This window comes from Maribacter aquimarinus (assembly GCF_047345505.1).
GTDB lineage: Bacteria > Bacteroidota > Bacteroidia > Flavobacteriales > Flavobacteriaceae > Maribacter.
This window is the reverse complement of sequence record NZ_JBLFEO010000003.1, coordinates 50,497-72,199: the sequence shown is the minus strand read 5'-3', so window position 1 is coordinate 72,199 and position 21,703 is coordinate 50,497. Positions and strand designations below refer to the sequence as shown.

Below are 21,703 nucleotides of genomic sequence, written 5' to 3'. Positions count from 1 at the left end.
GGTCTTTGTCCAGATGCAACGGAAAGCGAATTGTGAACAACGGGTGCCGATCAATGGAAAACGTTATGAAAAAGGTATTGGTCATTGCCTATTATTGGCCACCTGCGGGCGGTCCTGGCGTACAACGATGGCTAAAGTTTGTAAAATACCTACGGGAGTTTGGGGTAGAGCCCGTGCTTTATGTGCCCCAAAACGCGCAGTACCCCATAACGGACCACTCTTTGGCAAACGAGGTGCCCAAGGACATCAAAATATACAAACAACCCATTTTTGAGCCCTACCGTTTTGCCAGCTGGCTTTCTGGCAAGAAGACCAAGCAAATAAGTTCGGGCATCATTAAGACCAAAAACCAGTCCCTCACGGAAAAACTGCTGTTGTGGGTACGGGGCAATTTTTTTATCCCGGATGCCCGTAAGTACTGGGTGCGCCCCTCGGTGCAATTCCTGCACGGGGTGCTTCGGGAAGAGGGCATTGACACCATCATCACCACGGGTCCGCCCCATAGTGTACATCTCATAGGGCATCAATTAAAACAGCACAATGAGGTAACATGGCTGGCAGATTTTCGCGACCCCTGGACCTCCATTGGCTACCACAAAAAATTAAAACTTACCGCAATGGCCAAGAACAGGCACAAGGAATTGGAGCAAATGGTGCTCACCGGTGCCGATACCGTAGTGGTAACCAGCCAAACCACCAAACGGGAGTTTTCCAAGATCACCCGCAGACCCATTTCGGTCATCACCAACGGACACGATATCCCGGCAATGGATGCCGTTCCCTTGGATGAAAAGTTTACCCTTTCGCACATAGGCTCCATGCTCAGTGAGCGCAACCCGGAAAACCTGTGGCAGGTGTTGGCCGAGCTTGTGCGGGAGAACCCGGCGTTTCGGGAAGCTTTGGAGCTGCGTTTCATTGGGGTGGTGGGCAAAGATGTTTTGCAACGTATAAAGGCCAATGGCCTGGAGCCCTACACCAAGGTGCTGGGCTATGTGCCCCATGATCGCGCCGTAGTGCACCAGCGCAGATCGCAGGTACTGCTATTGGCAGAAATAGATGTTGCCGAGACCCGGGGCATCATTCCCGGTAAACTGTTTGAGTACATGGTCTCCGGCAGGCCCATTTTGGGCATTGGGCCCAAGGGATGGGAAGTGGCAGACCTGGTGGCCCATACCAAAACCGGGACCGTTTTTGAACATGTTGGCCATACCGAATTAAAAAACGTACTTTTAAATTGGTTTGGCCAATACCGAAAAGGAAGTTTGCGGGTGGCCTCCCAAAATGTGGAACAATATGCCAGGCGGGAGCTCACCGGGCAATTAGCGCAGTTGTTGTAATGGGCATCGTACTGAAACAATCGTTGAACAATACCGTGGTCACCTATTTGGGCTTTGCCATTGGTGCCGTGAACACGCTGTTCCTATACACCAATTTCATGACCCCGGAACATTACGGCCTGGTACAGGTGGTGCTGTCCGTGGCGGCCGTTCTTATGCCCGTTTTGGCCTTTGGTGTGCCCAATGCCCTGGTAAAGTTCTACAGTGGGTTTGCTTCAAAAACGCAACAGGAATCCTTCCTCACCATGATGCTGCTGTTGCCGCTGTTGTTCATTTTACCGGTGGCCCTTTTGAGCCATTTTGCAAACGCCGCGATCGGGGCATTTTTGTCCAACAGGAACCCCATTGTAGAGGATTATGTATGGCATATCTTCTTCATAGGAATGGCCATGGCCTATTTTGAGGTCTTCTACGCCTGGGCCCGCGTGCGAATGAAGTCGGTCTTTGGAAATTTTTTAAAAGAACTTTTTTGCCGATTGGGGCAGAGCCTTCTGTTGTTGTTGCTGTATTTTGATATCATAGGCATGGACCTCTTTATCTTGGGGCTGGTTGGTTTTTACCTTTTGCGCACCTTGGTCATGAAATGGTACGCCTTTGCCCTGCACATGCCCCGCATAACGTTCTCCCTGCCAAAGAATTGGAGGGAAGTCTTGCGCTACAGTGCGCTGATCATTTTGGGCGGGTCCACCGCCATTGTGCTGATGGAGGTGGACAAGGTGATGCTGAACCATTTCCTGGACCTGGAGAATGTGGCCTACTACGCCGTTGCCGGTTTTATGGCCACCTCCATTGCCGTACCCTCCAGGGCCATGCACCAGATCACCTATCCCATGACGGCAAATTACCTCAACAACCATGCGGTGGGGGCACTGCGGCAGTTGTACCAAAAAAGCTCCCTTACCCTGTTCATTGTGGCCGGTTTGCTTTTTTTGTTGATTGTACTCAATATAAATGACCTGTACCAACTGCTTCCCGCGGGCTATGCGGGTGGTGTCATGATCGTTTTTTGGTTGGGTCTGGCCAAGGTGTACGATGCCCTCTTGGGAAACAACAATTCCATTCTCTACAACTCCCGCTATTACCGTTCCATTTTGTTTTTCGGGGCCTTCTTGGCCGTTTTGGCCATTGGCTTCAACCTGTGGCTCATTCCCAGGTATGGCATCAACGGGGCCGCCATTGCCAGTTTTTTGGCCTACTTCATTTACAATTCCCTAAAGCTCTACTACGTAAGGCGCGTTTTTGGGCTGTCGCCCTTCACTGGGGAGACCCTAAAAGTGACCGCCCTGCTCCTCATTGTAGGCGTGCTTTTTTATACGTTTAACTTCAGCTTTCATCCTTTGGTGAACATTCTTCTTAAAAGTGCATTGATCATTGCCATTTACCTAGGTGTGCTGTACCGTTTTAAAATTTCTGAGGACGTCCACGGGCTATTGTCCAAATTTTTAAAGAGATAGTGGCCGTCATTGCGCGCCATACCGTTGGGGTTTTGTCCGCACCCGCGCGCTTGCAGGAGTACGGTGTGGGGATTTTTGAGGTGTTACGGACAAAATCGGCCTTAAAAAAAGCGATCAAAAAAGAACGGGTATGGGTAAATGGTGCGGTGGCCAGCACGGCCACCTACATCAAGGGAGGCGAGTGCATTGAGTTGATGCAGGACGCTGCCAACGGCCCCATACTGCGGGTAAAGCTCCAAGTGCTCTATGAAGACCAACATCTGGCCGCGGTGTACAAACCCGCGGGACTGGTGGTGAGCGGGAATCGGTTTTTTACCTTGGCCCATGCACTGGGGTGGCAAATACGGCCCAGCGAAGAACCCGATGCCGTGGCCCCAGCGCCCGTACACCGATTGGACTGCCCCACCACCGGCGTGGTCTTGGTGGGCAAAACAAGTGGCGCAATTTTAAAACTGAACCAATGCTTCCAAGAACGGGCTATTGAAAAAGAGTATGTTGCCGTGGCCATTGGCGCCATGACGGCAAGTGGAACCATTCGCGAGCCCGTGGACCACAAAGAGGCCGTTACGCATTACGAGGTACTGCACCGTTTGCCTTCGGCCCGTTTTGGTGTTCTCAATTTGGTGCGCTTACGGCCCCAGAGCGGTAGGCGGCATCAATTACGGAAGCATTTGGCACATTTGGGCCATCCCATACTTGGTGATCGTGACTATGCCAAAGAGGGGCTGTTGCTCCGAGGAAAGGGCATGTACCTGCATGCATGCTCTTTGTCATTTGCACATCCCGTTACCGGAGAACGTATGCACATTGAAGCGGAATGGCCCAAGAAGTTTCGGAAACTGTTTCCGGATAGCTAGCCATTGTTTCTTTGGTCAAGGATGGGTTTTACACGTAAAAAAGCCCCGTGGCGGATACATCCGCCACGGGGCCAAACAACTAACCAACCTAAAAATCATTCTTAAAACAGCCCGTTGGTCCCGGGGCTTTTATTACTGTCTTCCGCGGCTTCTTGTGGCCGATGACCTAGAGGAGCTGCGCGGCTGTGCCTTTTGCACGGACCTACTGCTAGAGGGTCTGGCCACGCTGCGCTGTGTCCTGGAAGGCGCTTGGTGCACCGAGCGGGCAGACGTACTTCGCTGACTTCTTACCACATTGTTCTGTGTACGTGCCGTACGCGCAGTTGGTCTGGTGTAGGTACCGCGATTTCTGCTCACGGTCTTGTTTCTGGGCGTTGCGCGCAGCTCTCGCTGTACGGTGGCCCGGTTGCGACCGTTCCTGGCACTTTCAGTACTTCTGCGGGTGGTGGCCGTACCGCGATTAACGTTGGTACTTCTACCGTTGTTCCTCTTTACGGTGGCATTTTCCCTTTTAATATGGGTGGACCTAGGGTTTACCGTACGCCTGCTGGTACGCTCGTTTCCGGTTCTGGCCACGGTTCTGTTGGACCTGACGCCCTCCGTCCGGGCCACGCTGCCGTTGCGGCTGGCAGCGCTTCTGCCATTGGCCACATTGGTGGTTCTTCGCAGGGCCCTATTGTCCCTCACGGCAACGCGCCTGTCATTTTGGTAAATGGCCGCCCGTCGGGTGCGGTTAAAGCGGTATTCCCTGCCTCTTTGGGCCCACGCACGTCTCACGTTGTTTCGGTAAGGTCTGTGCCAGGTATATCTAATGGGCTGGTAAAACCTTCGGTATGGGGTGTCCCACACATTGAAGAAACCAATGGCCGGCCTGGTGAACCACCTAAAATGCGGCCTGAAAAGGAAATTGCGGTTATAAATGTTCACAAATCCTGTATGGTGGCTAAAAACACCCGCGTTGTAGAAGATGTTAAGGCCTCCAATGTGCCTTACCAGACCACGGCGGTAGTTAAGGTTCACGGAACCAATTTGGGCCACTCGGCCATAAAAGTCATAAAAGATGGGCACGTTTTCCACTTGGATGACGGCTCCATAGTCATCAAACTGAACAAAGGGGTTATAGTTGAATCCTGAGTTAAAGGTGATGCCCACGTTCCCCACACGGGCACCGACACCTACATTAACCCTGTTATCAATGTAAAAATCAAATTCCCCGTCTGGATATACTGAAAACGTTACGCCATTTTCCACGAAAATGAAGGAGTTTGCAGCATTGAAATTAACGGTGGCAACCTTATTCCCAGATGTGGCGGCATGGCCCATTGCTGATCCAAAAAGTACCGCGGTAACGATAAGTACGAACTTTTTCATAATATAAGGTTTACGTTATGGAGGTAACCATTTACACTCCACCCAGTAAAATGCAAACAGCGTGCCAAAAAAATAATTTTGAATTTATATATTTGATTTTCAATATTTTAAATCCTTTCAATTTGAGCAATGAACGACCTAAGTTTAACCCAGATTATGCACTAGTCCCCTGATGAATGGCTTCATAATTTTTCAAAGGATAACTTGGTTGCTTGAGTGTTATATAGTAGACTTTCGTGTTGAGGGTGTAAAGCCCAAAGAAATCAAGACTTTTGCGATTGAGGCGTAGCCATCGCTACGGTGAGTGAGCAAAAGTCAGTGCAACGATTGATTTTGAAGGGATTTGCAGCCGTAATACCTGCCCGTTCCTTTCAGGCGGGGAATTTCTATTGCTTCATCTGGGTTTAAAATGGATAGGAGTTCTTTTTGGCTTTGGTACAATTTTGGGCTCCTATTTTTATGGTCCACTGATCAAAAGATCAAATGTTTTGAAACCATCCCAATGCCATCTCATTTTCGTTCTGTGTTCTTCCCCCGCTAGGGGAAGGAGCCATAATGGAAACAGTCTGTTCCATAAAAAGGGGCACCTGTAGCGGAAAATGGATAGTTGACCCATGGTCCATGGTCCCGGGAACATTGGTCACATCTCTTTACGTTCTTTTTGATGCAGCCTGCCAACGGCCCCAAGTGGGTGGCCATGGGTTGGCAAAAGCTTTTCAACCTGGCACCGAGGCGTGTAGCAAGGCCTAAAAAATGCTACGCACCTTACTTTTCTTAAAACCTGGACCATCACCTTACAAAGCTAAGAAGTAATTTTGGGCACCATCAACCTAAAAAACCTTGTCCAAGAAGGTATCTTAAGTGCTCTTTTGAGCCGTGCACGGTGGCCTTGGGAAGCGGTGGCCCTATCTTGGACCAGACTTGCACCATCTCACAATTTTTCTTTGAGGTAGGCTGCGGTGTACGATTTTTTGTTTTGCACCAACTCTTCCGGGGTGCCCTGGGCCAAGAGTTGTCCTCCGTTTTCACCCCCACCGGGCCCCAGGTCAATGATGTGATCGGCACATTTTATGAGCTCCACATTGTGCTCAATGACCACAATGCTGTGACCTTTTGCAATAAGGGCGTTAAAGGATTTCAATAGTTTTTTTATGTCGTGGAAATGAAGTCCGGTAGTGGGTTCGTCAAAAATAAAGAGGGCCTTGTCCTGGGTGCTTCCCTTTACCAGAAAGGAGGCCAGTTTAATGCGCTGTGCCTCGCCACCGGAGAGGGTAGAGGAAGACTGCCCCAGGGTAACATAGCCCAGCCCCACATCCTGTAAGGGTTTCAGTTTGGACACAATGCGGGGCTGCTCGCCCTTTTCAAAGAACGCGATGGCATTGTCAATGGTCATGTTCAGGACATCGTCTATGTTACGGCCCTTGAAAAGCACTTCCAGCACCTCTTTCTTAAAACGCTTTCCTTTGCAGGCATCGCACTCCAGATGCACGTCTGCCATGAACTGCATTTCCACGGTGATCTCGCCCTCGCCCTTGCATTTTTCACATCGGCCGCCATCCACATTGAAGGAAAAGTGCTTGGCCTGATAGTTTCTGATCTTGCTCAGCTTCTGGTTGGCAAAAAGGGATCGGATGTCGTCATAGGCCTTGATGTAGGTCACGGGATTGGAACGTGAGGATCGCCCAATGGGGTTTTGGTCCACAAATTCCACTTGTTTCAGGTGTTCGTATTTCCCTGAGAAGGCGGTGTGTTCCCCCGCTTTTTGGCCATAGCCACCCACCTCTTTCAGCAGAATGGGGTAGAGTAATTTCTTTACCAAGGTGCTTTTGCCACTTCCGGATACCCCGGTGACCACGGTAAGCATGTCCAAGGGAAAGGTTACGCTTATGTTCTTTAGGTTATTGGCCCTGCACCCCGTAATTTCAATATGGTTCTTGGAGCTGCGCCGTTCTTTGGGCACTTTTATTTCCAGGGCGCCATTGAGGTAGCTGGCGGTTAGGGAAGCGGAATTGAGAATATGCTCCAGGCTGCCTTGGGCCACCACTTCACCGCCTTGTGTACCGGCTTCCGGTCCTATGTCAATGACCTCGTCGGCGGCCTTCATGATATCCTCATCGTGTTCCACCACGATCACCGTGTTGCCCAGGTCGCGCAGGGAAAGGAGCACCTGGATCAGGTTCTCGGTGTCCCGGGGATGCAGGCCAATGCTTGGCTCGTCCAAAATGTACATGGAGCCCACCAGACTGCTGCCCAGGGAAGTGGCCAGATTTATGCGCTGGCTCTCCCCGCCCGAGAGTGTGTTGGATTTTCGGTTCAAGGTTAGGTAGCCCAGGCCCACTTTTTGTAAAAATCCCAGTCGGGTCTTGATCTCCGTGAGCAGCCGATCGGCAATATGTGCGTCATGCTGTCCCAGCTCCAGTCCTGAAAAATGGGCCACCAATTTTTCAATGGGAAGTTCCACCAATTCCGAAATGGAGGTGCCGCCCACCTTAACATAATCCGTTTCGGGGCGCAGCCGTCTTCCCTGGCAGGTGGGGCACAGGGTTTTTCCGCGATAGCGGGAGAGCATGACACGGTTCTGTATTTTGTAGCTCTTCTCTTCCAGCATTTCAAAGAACTTGTGCAATCCTATAAAGTGGTCATTGCCTTTCCATACCAATTGCCGTTGTTCCCTGGTAAGCTCAAACCAGGGTCTGTGAATGGGAAAGTTGAACTTGTAGGCGGCATTTACCAATTGGTCCCTATACCATCCCATACTGTCTCCACGCCAGGGAAATATGGCATTTTCATAAATGGAAAGACCGGTATTGGGAACCACAAGGTCTTCATCTATACCAATGACATCCCCGTAGCCCTCACATTTGGGGCAAGCCCCATAGGGATTGTTAAAGCTGAACAAGTGCACGTTGGGCTCCAAAAAGGGTGTGCCGTCCAGCTCAAACTTATTGCTGAAATGGGTTTGGGCCCCATCGGAGAGGGACTCGACCACGCACTGTCCCTTGCCCTCAAAAAAAGCGGTGTCCACGGCATTGGCCAAGCGGTTGTAAAAATCCTCGTCGTTTTTGGTGACAATGCGGTCTACCACCAGGGAAAAATCCCGGCCCATGTCTTGGGGCGCTTGGTCTATTCTAATGACCTTGCCCGAGTGCTTTATGCGGGCATAACCCTGTTTGGAGAACAGTTGCAGGGATTTGTGTACGTCCCGGTCCTCCCTGATGTGTACGGGTGCAAGCAGCAACAGTTTGGTGTTTTCCGCAAAGGCCCTTACGTGTTCCACAACATCGGTGACCGTGTCTTTTTTTACCTGCCGTCCGGATACGGGCGAGAAGGTCTTGCCAATGCGGGCGTAGAGCAGTTTAATGTAGTCATAGATTTCCGTGGTGGTCCCCACCGTGGACCTGGGGTTGGTGGAATTCACCTTTTGCTCTATGGCTATGGCAGGGGCTATGCCCTTGATGTAATCTACCTTGGGCTTGTCCAGTTTTCCCAAAAACTGCCTGGCATATGAAGACAGGCTCTCCACGTAGCGGCGCTGCCCTTCGGCATAGAGGGTATCAAAGGCCAGGCTAGACTTTCCGGAGCCGGAAAGACCGGTGATCACCACCAGTTTGTTCCTCGGAATGACCACATCAATGTCTTTGAGATTGTGCAGTTTTGCCCCTTTGATGATGATGTTTTTTTTGGGGTCTATTTGGGTTAGATCAGCCATATTTTTTTCTAGGCCGCAAAGATAGGGGTTGCGGTTTTATGAACCATAAAAAGGACGCATTAGCCTGTAATTCATCGAAAACCTTTCACATTTCTTTTGGAGTGTCATAAATTTTCTATCTTTGGACTTCACTAAAAGATAGCACTGCCTATAGGATACCTTTACTTTAAAACAATTCTACATTGAACATAATGCCCATTGCCCTTGCAACTGGAGGCCAAGGTTCAACAAAAAAGTAAAGGGATGCAGTTGGATATCAAAGATTCTGAATTGGTCAGCAACTATATGAACGGCGATGAGCGCGCCATTGAAGTGCTCATTAATAGGCACAATGCCCGTTTGAGCGGTTTCATATATTCCAAATTGGGAGACCGTGAACTTACCGAAGATATTTTTCAGGACACGTTTATGAAGGTCATACGCACCTTAAAGCGCGGGGCCTATAACGAGGAGGGCAAATTTCTGCCATGGGTGATGCGCATTGCACATAATTTGATCATTGACCACTTTAGGAAGCACAACCGAATGCCCACGTACGACAGTACGGACAGTTTTGGGGTTTTCTCCATGCTGGGAGATGATGAGCTCAATGCCGAGCGGCAAATCATCAAGGACCAAATAGACAGTGATCTGGCCAAGATGATCAAACAATTGCCCAAAGACCAACAAGAAGTATTGCACATGCGCCTGTACAAGGACATGAGTTTTAAGGAAATTTCGGAGAATACGGGAGTGAGCATCAACACTGCCTTGGGAAGAATGCGGTATGCGCTCATCAACCTCAGAAAACTGGTGGAGGCCAATAGTATAGTTTTAACGAATTAATTTACCTTAGGTCGAGCATTTCCATTATCTTACCCACCCGTACGTTTACCTTACAAACCACTAAAACGTAATGTATATGGCGCAAAGTTACTCCAAGACAAGAAAAAGAATACAAAAGGTCAAGGCCAGTCCCAAGACCATTGATTTTCTATTGAACTATTCCAGGTCACTCCATATCACCGAAAGCAAGGGAATGCAGTTCGAGAGCAATTTAAATTAAAGGATTTGCAATGATTACCAAAAAGCCTCTGGCCTCGGCAAGGGGCTTTTTTGTTGCTCTTTTTTGGGAAAGGCTTTATGGGATGAAAGTTGACGCAGCGGGGAGCCTTCCATAGGTGGTACCGAGCCCAGTGTTTCCCTTTTTTTTATAGCGACTTACCCGTACTCGGTGCTTTGGGTCCATTGGGGCTATGGGGCCTGTCTTTGATCTCCTCTTGGGCCACCGGCCATTTACCTTGCTTGTTCCCATATTTTTTTTGGATAGCGGTCAGTAGATGAATACGTATTCATGTAACAAGGTAATTATATGATTATCATATGGATAAAAATTTTTACTGTTGTCGGTTCGAGCGCCCGCCTACCGGACGGGCAGGCAGTCGAGAACTTTTAGCCGGCCAAAGGAGGCTTCGACTGCCTGCCTCGACTACAATTTAGGCCGGCGCTCAGCCTGACATTCTGGCCATCAACTCCAATTAAAATGAGTAACTATATACGGACCTCCATTTTTGGAATTTAGGGTTGGCACAGGGCAAAGAAATCCATCACAATGATTTTACGGGATATTTATGGGCCTGGCGCAGCGATGCCAGCATTCCGCGGGAAAAAGCTGTGAACATCTTCCTACAAAGGCCCCTTGTTCTTTAGTTGCGCATATTGGCCTACAGCCCGGTAAAATATGGCCCCGGCCCAAACCCTAAGCCAGGGCTGGGAAGGTCTGTCCCCTGGGGTTGCCTTTTGATGGTGGGCCAAAAGAAGGTGTTGGGGTGACTGTCAGTTTTTTCGGCCCTAACTGGTAAATAGGGGCTTTATTGTCCTGAAATCCAAGTTTTCGTTGTTTCACATCATAAAAGAGCGGTTTTACAACAATGTTTTTCTGGCAGGGGCCCATTTCAATAGTTTTATATCAGAATTAAGAAAAAGGCATAGTAAAAAACAAGTTACCCCAAACTTAAACCTTAAACAAACAACTGATATGGAATTACAGATTAGCGACTCAGAATTGGTAAGGGATTACATTAGTGGCGATGAAAAAGCCTTGGAGGTTTTGATCAATAGGCACAACCAGCGCATTACCAGTTTCATCTATTCCAAGGTGTTGGACCGTGATGTTACGGAAGACATTTTTCAAGACACCTTTATAAAGGTCATTAAAACCTTGAAAAAGGGACGGTACAGTGAAGAGGGAAAATTTTTGCCTTGGGTCATGCGCATAGCCCACAACCTTATCATAGACCATTTCAGAAAGAACAAGCGGATGCCCATGTTCGAGGGTAGTGACGATTTCAATATTTTCTCTGTCATTGGCGATGATAAGCCCAATGCGGAGAAACAGTTGATCAAGGAACAGATAGACAGTGACCTCCGCTACTTGGTGGAAGAACTGCCAGATGACCAAAAGGAGGTTTTGGTGATGCGGATCTACAAGGACATGAGCTTTAAGGAAATCTCTGAAAATACCGGGGTAAGCATAAACACCGCCTTGGGCAGAATGCGCTATGCCCTGATCAACCTTAGAAAGATCATTGAGAAAAACAACATTGTGCTCACCAATTGAGCCGATGCCCAAATGGGCAAAACAATATTATTGGACCTGTTGCGTTATTTCAATGTAACAAGTCTGACAATATGGAAAAAATTTACCCTCAGTACCAAGATAACGCAACTTTTAACAAGGTTTGCCCCAGGACCATCAACTTTCTTTTGAGTTTTTCCCAGGCCCTCTATGAAATAGAGCACAAAGACATGCGCTTTGAGGTTTTTTTAAACTAAGCCAATGTATTAGGGGCTCCCATTGGTGGCGGTGTGGCAGCATCCCTGCATCATAGGGTGTTTGCCCCATTATTTCTTGCCGGGATTTCCCTTATTTTTCTTTTTGTAATAGTCAGTCAAGACTGTTTTTCTGCCAATGGTCTTGGTAATGATGTCCTTTTCCAAGTCCCAACCCCTTGCCGGGCAGTACTCCCTACCGTACCAAATGATCTGCAAGTGCAGATCGTTCCACAAATGTTCTGGAAAGAGCCGTTTGGCATCCCGTTCGGTTTGTACCACATTTTTTCCATTGCTAAATCCCCAACGGTACATGAGCCTGTGAATATGGGTGTCCACCGGAAAGGCGGGGATACCAAACGCTTGGGCCACCACCACACTTGCGGTTTTATGGCCCACGGCGGGCAGTTCTTCCAACTGGGCAATGCTTCGGGGCACCTCGCCGCGGTACTTTTCCACTAAAATCTTGGAAAGGCCGTAAATGCCTTTGGACTTCATGGGGGAGAGCCCCACGGGCCTAATGATCTCCCTTATTTCCTCTACGGACAATTTCACCATATCAAAAGGATTGTCTGCCCTGGCAAAGAGCAAAGGGGTGATCTGGTTTACGCGCACGTCTGTGCTCTGGGCAGATAACAGTACCGCTATAAGCAGGGTATAGGGGTCCTTGTGGTCCAGTGGAATGGGTATTTCGGGGTATAGGGCTTGCAATTTGGAAATCGCGAAGGTTACTTTTTCGGCCTTTGTCATTTATTGTTTAACTTTGATGTTAAAATATTGAACAAGATAACATTTTACTATGAACACATTGCAAGTAGGGGATAAAGTTCCCGCATTTTCCGCAAAAGACCAAGATGGAAACACGGTAAGTTTAAGCGACTATGAAGGCAAGAAACTGGTGGTTTTCTTTTATCCCAAGGCAAGCACCCCGGGTTGTACCGCCGAGGCCTGCAACCTAAGGGACCATTATGCCGAATTGAGTGCCGAAGGTTACTCCCTTCTCGGCGTCAGTGCAGATTCCCAAAAGCGCCAGGCCAATTTCAAAAACAAACATGACTTTCCCTTCCCCTTGTTGGCAGATGAGGAACACGAGGTAATCAATGCTTTTGGGGTATGGGGTCCCAAAAAGTTTATGGGAAAGGAATACGACGGTATCCATAGAAAGACCTTTGTGATTTCTCCCGAAGGAACGGTAGAACGGGTGATCGACAAAGTGAAGACCAAAGACCATGCGGCCCAGCTGTTGGAATAAACCGCAACTGGCCGGGGCAAGGTTAACATGCTCCTTGCGCGCAAGCGTCATAGAGGGCATTTGACCTAAAAGACGGCCCAAATTATGGGGTGCCGTCCGATCTCGGGCGGCACTTTTTTTTGTGGATGGGCGGTGGTTCCGTGCTGGGTAAGCACCAAGAGACCTGGGTGGGCGGCCATTTCATTGCGCTATCAACAATTTTTTGACGCTTAGGGCCAAGTGCGCTGGCAAAGCGCCTGCGATGAACGGACGGAGATATGCAGCACTAGGCTTTTTCCTTTTCTGGATTCACCGTTTCGCCCTTTCTCACAAAAAGGCTTTTCTCTTTGATGATTTCTGCAATGCCTTCGGGCAGCATCTCTTCCCATCCGTCTTCCCCGTTGGTTATTTTTTTGAGAACGTCTCGGGAAAAAATGTGCATGATCTCTGGTTCGTAGTCAATGATGTCCATCACCTTGCCGTTGTACTTAAAGAACTTGTAGAGCTCTTTCATCCGCGGGTGCACCTTTACGTTGTTGCTGGTCATGATCTGGCCGGTCTCCGGATTTTTCATCGGGTAGAGGTACACCAGTAAATCCTTGAAGAACAGTTTGCCAAAGGCTTCCAGGATACCGCCGCTCAAATGACGGTAATACTTTTCATCGAAGATGTCAATAAGGTTGTTGATGCCCATGGTGAGGCCGATCCTGTTTTTGGTGTAGTTGTTAAAGTACTCCACCAACTTGTAGTATTCCTGGAACTTGGAAATCATCACGGTATGGCCAAGGGAGCACAGCAGTTCTGCCCGATCCATAAAATCTTGTTCATCGATTTCCCCACTGGCCTTGAGGTTGCTCAGGGTGATCTCGAAGATAACAATGGTCTTCTCCTGGTCCACTTGGGGATCCCGCACAAAAATGTCGTAAGATTTTTGGAACATGTCCATATTTACCTTGGTCACCGGCCTAAAACTGCCCCGCAGCGCCAGGATGTTCTTTTTGTACAAGATGGCGGCGGGAAGCAGGTTGTTGCCGTCCGGACCGAACATCACGGCATCTGTCATATTGTTCTTAATGAGCTGAAGGCTCATCAACCTATTGTCCACATGTTGGAAATTGGGTCCTGAAAAGTTTACCATGTCAATTTCCAAGGTATCCCGGTCAATGTGGTCCAAAAGGTACTTTAACATTTTTCGGGGCTTGTGGTACTTGTAAAATGCCCCGTAGATAAGGTTTACCCCCAAAATGCCCAAGGTTTCCTGTTGTAGCCGCGCCTCGTTCTGTTTAAAGCGTACGTGCAGGACGATCTCGTCCAGTTCCTTTTGTTTGGGGTCCAGTTGGTACTTTATGCCCACCCAACCGTGGCCTTTGTACCGTTTGGAGAAATCTATGGTGGCCACGGTGTTGGCAAAGGAAAAGAAGATGCGGTCCGGATGGCGCTCCCGGCTTATGCGCTCTTCCATCAGTTCCATTTCATAGGACAGCATGGTCTTTAAGCGGGCCTGGGTAACATAGCGCCCGTCTTTTTCTGCACCGTAGATGGCGTCGCTGAAATCCTTGTCGTACGCGCTCATGGCCTTGGCAATGGTGCCGGAGGCCCCCCCGGACCTGAAAAAATGTCTGGCCGTCTCCTGTCCGGCCCCTATTTCGGCAAAGGTGCCGTAGATATCGGGGTTAAGGTTGATCCGCAGGGTCTTTGCCTTTATGGAGGGAATGTTTTCGAAAGCGGTTTCTTTTCTTCGCACTGAAGCCATTGGTAACGCGTTTGTTGGGTTACAAAGTTATGAATATAGATAGACCTAGGGCCTAATTGGAAACAAAAAAATACCTCCTTTGTACAACCCGGGGCGGCCGTGGTGGGGCCCTTGGTCTTTCCCCATCATTCTTGGCCGTACAAATCCCCGGTTTTGTCAAATAAGGCTTAAATTTGTGGTCATGCAGAAGGCGCTCCAGATTACATTTTTGGGTACCGGGACCTCACAGGGCATCCCGGTCATTGGAAGCGATCACCCGGTATGCCTCAGCGCTGATCCCAGGGACAAGCGGCTCAGGGTATCTGCCCTTATTTCTTGGGACGACAAGAATTATGTGGTGGACTGTGGGCCCGATTTCAGGGAGCAGATGTTAAGGAGCGGGGTAAAACGCTTGGATGGCGTGCTGTTCACCCACGAGCACGCGGACCATACCGCCGGTATTGATGACATCAGGCCATTTTTTTTTCGGCAGGGAGATATTCCCATCTATGCCCATGAGCGGGTGGTGCGGGAACTCAAAATTCGTTTTGCCTATATTTTTGATAGTGAAGATCGCTATCCAGGGGCCCCTGGCGTGGACATTAACCTGGTGAACAAGGACATCCCTTTTTTTTTGGGAGATAAACGTGTAGTGCCCATAGAGGCCTCGCACAACCGCATAGACGTGTTGGGTTACCGCATAAACGGGCTCACCTACCTCACGGACGTGAAACGTATGGCGGAGGAGGAGGAAAAAAAGGTACGGGGCTCCAAGGTATTGGTGGTCAATGCCTTGCGAAAAGAGGCCCACCATTCGCACTTCAACTTGGAGGAAGCCTTGGCCTTTGTGGAGCGCGTAGCCCCGGAAAGGGCCTATTTTACTCACATTAGCCACCATTTGGGCTTTCACCAGGACGTACAGGCACAATTGCCAAAGAATGTTTTTTTAGCGCATGACAATTTAACCGTAACCGTTTGAGATGAAAAAGAGTCTTTTTCTTTACCTGTTTGTATTTGCGGCACTCATTGCCCTTTACCTCTTTGTGAGCAGTGGTAAACTGGCCAATGCCAGCAACCAGCGCATAGGCGATCTAATGGAAGAGGTGGAGACCCTAAAGGAGTCCCTACAGGCCAGCGAGATCAAAAACCTGGAAATGCAGTACTTCTCCCTGGAGAACAATGACGATGCCCTTGCCTATATGGAAGATGTTGACCTGGAAAACCCCAGCCAGTACATTGCCGATAAACTGTTGGAGACCAATGAGCCCAAGGGGGACAACCCCTTGGTGCCCTACGCCGGTATGGAGGGCAATTTTAAGATAAACAAGATCAAGGTACTGAACCACAAATGGATCTTGGCCGATTTTTCCGATGGCAAATTTTGGGGAGAACTGCTCATTCAATATGAATTGAAACAAGATCTTGGGGTAGATTTTACCACCCTGGACCACTTGTTGTACACCAAGGGACAATAGGCGCCCGCCTCCGCCAGCCAATCCTGGCAGGGCAATCCTTTTTTGGCGGATATCGTCTGCTTGGGATGGTTAGAGGCGTTCCCTGAGCCAGGCATTAAAGGCGTGAAAATTTTGGGGAATGACCCCGTGACCGGAAGGGAACTCTTGGTACAAATGGGAGATGCCCAAACGGTCCATCAACCCTGGGGAACGTTGGGCCCATTCCACTGGAATCACCTGATCCACCTGGCCGTGCGAGGCGTAGATCTGGAGCGATGAAAAATCGTTCTCCTCGTAGCCCTTCTTCAATATGCCCTCATTGATGTAGCCGCTCAGGGCAATGACCATTTTTACTTTTTCCGGATGGGAGAGGGCCACGGCATAGCTCAGAATAGTGCCCTGGCTGAATCCAAGGAGGGTCACCCGGTCCGCATCCAGGCCGTAGGTACTGCAGGCCTCTTGCATAAAGGCAACGATCTTGTCCCTGGAGGCCACGGCCTGTTCATCATCGCTCCATTTGCCTTTATCGGCATCAAAGTTAATGGCATACCAGGCGTATCCAAAAGGTTCCAAGGGGTAGGGCGCCCTTACCGAGATGATGCAAAGTTCCGGTGGCAGTTCGGGGGCAAAGGAGAAGAGGTCTTCCTCGTTACTGCCATAGCCGTGCAGCATAAAGAGCACGGGTGGCTTGCCTTCCCTGAGGGAAGCGGGCCTAATGATATGTTCCAGGGAGAGAGGGGCGGTGGTCATGACGATCTATTGGATAAAGGTGAACCATTTTTGAAAAGCATTCCCAAAGATGGGTATGCGCTGTTTTTTTTCCTTCAGCGCCCCCGAAAAACCATAGGCAAAAAGGACCAAGTAGCCAAGGTAGAGCCCAAAAAGTGCATAGGGAACATACCAAACGCTGTTAAAAATGGCGAAGGCGTGAAAGAGCAAGTGAATGCCAAAGGCCTGTCTTATGTGAAAACGGGCAAAATCGCGTTTGGGCTCCAGATTCATGGTTATGGCGATCAGGGCGCCCACAATGGTAAAGTAGGCCACAATGGCCGTGGTCTTTCCTGCTATGGGTTGCGGGTGGTCCATGGGCATCAATTTAAAATGAGCTGATCGTTGTTCATGCTGCCCAACACGCTTCCCTTCATAAAATGCCCAAGGAAGAGGCTGTTCTTGGAGGTGCTGTGCACATGCCTTTCCGTAAAGGTGTAATGCGCCGTGGGGTCAAAGAGGGTTAAACAGGCGGGGCTTCCCACGGACAAGGTGGGCTCGGGAAGGGCAAATGTAGATCGCCCCTTGGTGAGCAGGGCTATGGTTTCCTCCAGATCAAAAATACCGCTCAGCGCCCCAAAGGCAGATTCAAGGCCAATGGTGCCATAGGCGGCATTGTCAAACTCCACTTGTTTCAGTTCAATGTTCATGGGCCTGTGATCTGTGGTCACAAAGTCTATGGTGCCATTTTTTAGGCCTTTGATCAGGGCTTTCTGGTCCTCTTTTTCCCGCAATGGGGGCATTACCTTGTAACGGGGGTCAAAATCGTTCAGCACGGCATCGGTCATGGCCAGGTGGTGCACCGCCACACTGCAGCTTACCTGCAATCCTTTTCTTTTGGCGTTGGCAATGAGGGCCACCGATTTGGCCGTGGAAATGGTGGGGATGTGCAAGCTGCCCCCGGTGTATTCCAAGATGAAGAGGTCCCGGGCCACTTGGAGTTCTTCCGCCAGTGCGGGAATGCCCTTGAGGCCCAATTTGGTGCTGGTGGGTCCTTCGTTCACAATGCCCTTTCCGGCAATGTGGCCGTCCAGCGGAAAGGAAAACAGCACCTTTCCAAAATCCTTGGTGTATTGCAGCGCAATTTTTAGGAGGTTGGGGTTCGCAATGGCGGTCTTGTAATCATAGAAGCCATGGGCGCCCGTTTGTTGCATATCGTAGAGTTCGGCGAGCTCCTGCCCCTTGCCGCCCACACTCACGTTGGCCAGCGGGTACATATTGGTGAGGTGTCCCTTGGCGGCGTTCTTAAGAAAGGCAATGTGGGCCGCCGCGTCTGGCAGGGGATGTCCCGTGGGGTTCAGCAGCACATCGGTAAAGCCGCTTTTGGCGGCGCACCGTAAACCATGGGCAATGGTCTCGCGCTCCTCGTGGCCGGGTTCGCCAAAAGCCACTCCGCTGTCCATCCATCCCACGGATACGTGCAGGTGCTTGTGCGATATCACTTTGGTGCCCTTTTCCGGGCCCTCCAAGGTTGGGGCAATGGCTTTGATGGTCCCTTTCTGTATGAGGATATCCCGCTTTTTAAGATGAAGCTTTTTATCTGCCGCGTGCACGATCTTGGCCTTTTTTAGAAGTACGTCCATCTTTTTAAAAATTCTTCTTTTGTGGTTATTTCAAAAACTTTTGCAGTGCCATTTCCAGCAAAACAAACCCCAAGGCTAAAATAACAAACCATTTCCAGAACTCGTTTACGGCACTGTTTTTTTGCAATTCCCCAAAAAAGCCTTCCAGGGAGCCATACAGCGGGTAATCTCCCAGCGCACTGCGATCGGTGTAGGCCAAATGGCTCTCTGCCCTATGGTAATTGAAGCTGATGTCCTGTAACGCGCCCTCCTTGTTTTCTATGGAGTACTTCCCATCTTGTTCCGGAAGCTCGTTGAACTGCATCGTCACTTTTTTGCTCAGCACCTGCTGCTGCGGAATAAAGGAAGTGGCCGCGTTGCGCACCGTGAGCACATCGTCTTCTTGCAGGGCAATGGGAATCTCTACCTTGTGGTCGCTGCCTATGGTGCTGAACAATGGTGGCAATTGCAGGCTTCCCACCGCCATATTGTAAAAGGTGGGCACGATCAGCGGGCCATATTTAAAGTTGGAGTTGTCTTCGGACAAGGCAGCGGTGAAAAGGTACACCGGGCCGTTGCCCAAAAGAAAGCCGTCCCCGTTCTTGAAGCCCAGGGCCATTTCTTCATTCCGGCCGGTGGGGTAATAGGTCTGTACCGTGGGGTACTGGAAATTGGCCACATCGGCATCGAACACATTGGAAAAAAGGGGGTGTGCGGTGTTCACCTTGGCAATCTCGGAGGTTACGGCAACAGCCTCTTTAAAGGTGTTTTTTGCAATGGCGGACAGGAGAGGGTTCATTTCCGATGGCGCGCTGTCCGGGGCCGGGACAATGGCCACCGATCCCCCTTTGTCCACAAAGGTGCGCAGGGCCATGATCAGGGCATTGGGCACGGCCGGCACTTCGTTGAGTACAATGAGATTTTGTTCCTCCAGGGAACTGTAGTTCAACTGATCCAGGGTGGTGTGCGACAGTACGAACGCGTCCTCGGCAAAAAGGCGGTCCAGAAAGCCCTTTGGGGCCCCATTGATGGACAAGATGCGTATCTTTTGCCGTTGGTCCTTGGTAAAGTAAAACTGGTTGTCATATTCCAGGCCATTGTCCGTCACCACCAACTTGCCATTGATCAGATCGGCCTCTGGGAGGGAGAAGCGCACCTTGGCCCTGTTGTTGCTAAATGTGGCCGCCGTCTTTGCCATTAACTTGTCCTGCTCATATAGGGAGACCGCGGTGTTTTCGGTATCGCCATTGCTGCTCAGCAGGGCCACGAGTTCATTGTTTCCTTCCATAAAAACGGAGTCTATGGCCAAATTTTCGGGAAGGTCCGGCCGTACGGGCACCAGGTGAAGGTGGGCCATATCTTCCCTTTTTGCATCAAATTTCAAGCGCTCCTGAAAGTCGGAGATGAGCACAAGATGTTCTTGGCCTGCGCCGGTGCCAAAGCGCTTTTTGGCCTTAAGGCTTATTTCAGGGTGGGTCAGCTGCGTTGCGGTAAAGGCAAGGTTCAACAATTGGACCTTGGCCTCTTCCACGGTTACATCAATGAGTTCATCGTTGTTGGTGATCAGGTCAAACCTTAGATCGGGCGGCACATGGCGCAGCAAGTCCTGCACCACTTGTTGCAGCACGGTGGCATCCCCTGTTTTTGCCTGCATGCTAAAGGAATTGTCCAGATAGAAGATGTATTGTTTTTCCACCAGGGCGTTGGGGTTCGCCGTGAAGGGGCCGGCAAAGGCCAGGATGAGAAAGGTAAGGATGCCCAATCTTGAAAAGAGCACCAGCCACTTTTTCAGGGTGCTGCTCTTTCTGGAGGCACTCACCACCTTTTTTAGGAGCTTTACATTGGTAAAGGGCGTCTTTTTGAAGCGCCTAAGCTGAAAAAGGTGTATCAGGATAGGAATCAAAAGTAGGAATAGGGCCCAAAGAAGTTCCGGATGTTTAAACTGCATTCCAAAGATTCGTTGGTCAAAGATAGGCAAAATGCCAACGAGGGGCATTGAATTTATCGGGGAAAAGGTCCGGCGATCAAAGAGGGATTCCCCAGGGCGGGAAGGCCCCCTCAACAAAAGAAGAAATGGTCCTGCATGGGTTTTGGTTCCCGGGCATGGAAATAAGCGCGAATGTCTGCCTGGGCGTCTTCATTGGCCACGGTAACAATGCTCTGGGCGCGGTCCAATTGATTCAGCGCGGCCACAGATCGCATCAGCTTCCCGTAAATGGTCTTGCCAATTTTGTTGGGATTGTCGCAGATCCAATGAAAGTCCACCCCTTTGTGCACCAGGGCCTTGGCTATGGTCTTGCCTTTGTTCCCGGCGCCCCAAACCACCAGCGGAACGGAAGGGTCCCGGTCCAACATCAGGAAATAGTGCAACTTAATGTCCAAAAAATAGTTTTGGGCGTAATGTTCGCTGGTGCGGGATGTCCGGGTATCATAATCCCGCCATAGGTGCAAGACCTGGTCGCAGGGGATGCAGGCCAGTTGGGCCTCATAGAACCTAAAGGTAAGGTCATAGTCTTCCGGATACCGGTTGGGCTCAAAGGCCCGTACCTGCAAGAGGTCTTCACGGTGCACCATCCAGCAAGGGGAGGGCACCACACATTCCTTGTAAATTTCGCTGTAGTTGCTCCCCGTTGCCGTTAGGCCGTTGAGCCAGGCTTCGTAACGGGCGTACCCATTGCTGATGCCGCGGTGTGAAAAATAACGTACCTGTCCAATGGCAAGGTGTTTTGGTCCGTGCGCCTGTAGGGCCCGGACCATGACCTCCAGTTTATTGGGTTGCATGATATCATCGGAATCCATCCGGGTGATCAAATCCCCGCCACTCTGGGCAAAGGCCGCGCGCAGCGCGGGGATAATGCCCTTGCCCTGGTTGTCCAAGAGCGCAATGCGCCCATCTTTTTGGGCATATTTGGAAACAAGGGACCTGCTTTGATCGGTAGAGCCATCGTTCACGGCAATGACCTCCCAATGCGCATAGGTCTGGGCCAAGACGGAATCCAGGCATTCCGTTACGTACTCGGCGGTGTTTTTAAACGGTACCAGAATGCTCACCAAGGGTTGCTTCGTCATCGGGGTGGTTTTGAGCTTTGCCCTTGTTGCCGCAGCAAATTTTAGGGCGTTTCCACAAAAGTAAGGCAATTGCGTCTAGGGTGAAAAGGGACAAATTAAATGGGCAAAAGATTGTTTTGGATACCAAAATCATTCTATATTTGCAGCCGCATTGGAGGAATGGCAGAGCGGTCGTCCCGAAGTCTCGGGAGCGGCCGTCTTGAAAAAGACTCCACACTTTTTGGAGGAATGGCAGAGTGGTCGAATGCGGCAGTCTTGAAAACTGTTGAGGGTCACACCTCCGGGGGTTCGAATCCCTCTTCCTCCGCTTAGTGCAAAGCTCGATTTTCAAAAGAAAATCGGGCTTTT

General features: G+C 50.1%; 18 protein-coding genes and 1 tRNA gene. 10 read left to right on the top strand and 9 right to left on the bottom strand.

Annotated elements, in window-relative coordinates; genetic code table 11:
• Positions 1 to 65: 65 nt before the first annotated feature.
• Genes ACKWCC_RS03075 through ACKWCC_RS03065 form a run of 3 tightly spaced genes read left to right on the top strand, consistent with a single transcriptional unit; the run spans position 66 to position 3,648 of the window.
• Positions 66 to 1,337 (top strand): glycosyltransferase, encoded by a 1,272-nt coding sequence (locus ACKWCC_RS03075; protein ID WP_413994433.1) that lies wholly within the window; start codon positions 66 to 68, stop codon positions 1,335 to 1,337.
• Positions 1,337 to 2,791, top strand: a complete 1,455-nt coding sequence (locus ACKWCC_RS03070; RefSeq protein WP_413994432.1) for an oligosaccharide flippase family protein — start codon at positions 1,337 to 1,339, stop codon at positions 2,789 to 2,791. The genes ACKWCC_RS03075 and ACKWCC_RS03070 overlap by 1 nt, the downstream gene beginning before the upstream one ends.
• Positions 2,792 to 2,823: 32 nt before the next feature.
• Positions 2,824 to 3,648, top strand: a complete 825-nt coding sequence (locus tag ACKWCC_RS03065) for an RluA family pseudouridine synthase (protein WP_413994431.1) — start codon at positions 2,824 to 2,826, stop codon at positions 3,646 to 3,648.
• Positions 3,649 to 3,780: 132 nt separating this feature from the next.
• Here ACKWCC_RS03065 and ACKWCC_RS03060 read toward each other — a convergent pair whose 3' ends face one another.
• Both ACKWCC_RS03060 and uvrA read right to left on the bottom strand, forming a co-directional pair.
• Entirely contained in the window at positions 3,781 to 5,019 is a 1,239-nt protein-coding gene (locus ACKWCC_RS03060) for a hypothetical protein (protein ID WP_413994430.1), read from the bottom strand.
• A gap of 931 nt (positions 5,020 to 5,950) precedes the next feature.
• Positions 5,951 to 8,728, bottom strand: coding sequence for an excinuclease ABC subunit UvrA (gene uvrA / locus ACKWCC_RS03055; RefSeq protein WP_413994429.1), 2,778 nt, complete (start codon positions 8,726 to 8,728; stop codon positions 5,951 to 5,953).
• A 243-nt stretch (positions 8,729 to 8,971) separates the two neighbouring features.
• Here uvrA and ACKWCC_RS03050 point away from each other — a divergent pair, with 243 nt between their 5' ends.
• From ACKWCC_RS03050 to ACKWCC_RS03040, 3 genes are all read left to right on the top strand, one after another.
• On the top strand, positions 8,972 to 9,553 hold the full coding sequence (locus tag ACKWCC_RS03050) for a sigma-70 family RNA polymerase sigma factor (RefSeq protein WP_413994428.1): 582 nt from the start codon (positions 8,972 to 8,974) through the stop codon (positions 9,551 to 9,553).
• 76 nt (positions 9,554 to 9,629) lie between these two features.
• The gene (locus ACKWCC_RS03045; protein ID WP_413994427.1) at positions 9,630 to 9,773 is read left to right on the top strand and encodes a hypothetical protein; all 144 of its coding nucleotides are present in this window, start codon (positions 9,630 to 9,632) and stop codon (positions 9,771 to 9,773) included.
• A 972-nt stretch (positions 9,774 to 10,745) separates the two neighbouring features.
• Positions 10,746 to 11,327: an RNA polymerase sigma factor gene (locus ACKWCC_RS03040; protein ID WP_413994426.1), complete on the top strand. Its 582-nt coding sequence runs from the start codon at positions 10,746 to 10,748 to the stop codon at positions 11,325 to 11,327.
• A 284-nt stretch (positions 11,328 to 11,611) separates the two neighbouring features.
• Here the strand turns inward: ACKWCC_RS03040 and ACKWCC_RS03035 are convergent, their stop codons facing one another.
• Complete coding sequence (locus ACKWCC_RS03035) at positions 11,612 to 12,289, bottom strand: endonuclease III domain-containing protein (protein WP_413994425.1); 678 nt, start codon at positions 12,287 to 12,289, stop codon at positions 11,612 to 11,614.
• A gap of 49 nt (positions 12,290 to 12,338) precedes the next feature.
• Between ACKWCC_RS03035 and bcp the strand changes: the two genes are divergently transcribed.
• A complete protein-coding gene (bcp, locus tag ACKWCC_RS03030; RefSeq protein WP_413994424.1) occupies positions 12,339 to 12,791 on the top strand; it encodes a thioredoxin-dependent thiol peroxidase in 453 nt (150 codons plus the stop codon).
• 265 nt (positions 12,792 to 13,056) lie between these two features.
• On the opposite strand, the gene ACKWCC_RS03025 is transcribed toward bcp, so the two are convergent.
• On the bottom strand, positions 13,057 to 14,523 hold the full coding sequence (locus tag ACKWCC_RS03025) for a TonB-dependent receptor (RefSeq protein ID WP_413994423.1): 1,467 nt from the start codon (positions 14,521 to 14,523) through the stop codon (positions 13,057 to 13,059).
• A 181-nt stretch (positions 14,524 to 14,704) separates the two neighbouring features.
• Between ACKWCC_RS03025 and ACKWCC_RS03020 the strand changes: the two genes are divergently transcribed.
• Positions 14,705 to 15,481 carry an MBL fold metallo-hydrolase gene (locus ACKWCC_RS03020; protein ID WP_413994422.1) on the top strand — a complete coding sequence of 259 codons (777 nt, stop codon included), beginning with the start codon at positions 14,705 to 14,707 and terminating at the stop codon, positions 15,479 to 15,481.
• Between the two features lies 1 nt (position 15,482).
• A complete protein-coding gene (locus ACKWCC_RS03015) occupies positions 15,483 to 15,977 on the top strand; it encodes a hydrolase (RefSeq protein ID WP_413994421.1) in 495 nt (164 codons plus the stop codon).
• A 69-nt stretch (positions 15,978 to 16,046) separates the two neighbouring features.
• On the opposite strand, the gene ACKWCC_RS03010 is transcribed toward ACKWCC_RS03015, so the two are convergent.
• From ACKWCC_RS03010 to ACKWCC_RS02990, 5 genes are all read right to left on the bottom strand, one after another.
• Positions 16,047 to 16,706 (bottom strand): alpha/beta hydrolase, encoded by a 660-nt coding sequence (locus ACKWCC_RS03010; protein WP_413994420.1) that lies wholly within the window; start codon positions 16,704 to 16,706, stop codon positions 16,047 to 16,049.
• Positions 16,707 to 16,712: 6 nt separating this feature from the next.
• Positions 16,713 to 17,042: a hypothetical protein gene (locus ACKWCC_RS03005; protein ID WP_413994419.1), complete on the bottom strand. Its 330-nt coding sequence runs from the start codon at positions 17,040 to 17,042 to the stop codon at positions 16,713 to 16,715.
• A gap of 5 nt (positions 17,043 to 17,047) precedes the next feature.
• A complete protein-coding gene (locus tag ACKWCC_RS03000) occupies positions 17,048 to 18,307 on the bottom strand; it encodes a dihydroorotase (RefSeq protein WP_413994418.1) in 1,260 nt (419 codons plus the stop codon).
• A 25-nt stretch (positions 18,308 to 18,332) separates the two neighbouring features.
• Positions 18,333 to 20,234 (bottom strand): BatA domain-containing protein, encoded by a 1,902-nt coding sequence (locus ACKWCC_RS02995; RefSeq protein ID WP_413994417.1) that lies wholly within the window; start codon positions 20,232 to 20,234, stop codon positions 18,333 to 18,335.
• A 110-nt stretch (positions 20,235 to 20,344) separates the two neighbouring features.
• Positions 20,345 to 21,355, bottom strand: coding sequence for a glycosyltransferase family 2 protein (locus ACKWCC_RS02990; RefSeq protein WP_413994416.1), 1,011 nt, complete (start codon positions 21,353 to 21,355; stop codon positions 20,345 to 20,347).
• A gap of 222 nt (positions 21,356 to 21,577) precedes the next feature.
• On the opposite strand from ACKWCC_RS02990, the gene ACKWCC_RS02985 reads away from it, so the two are divergent.
• Positions 21,578 to 21,662 (top strand) — tRNA-Ser (locus ACKWCC_RS02985).
• Positions 21,663 to 21,703 lie beyond the last annotated feature (41 nt).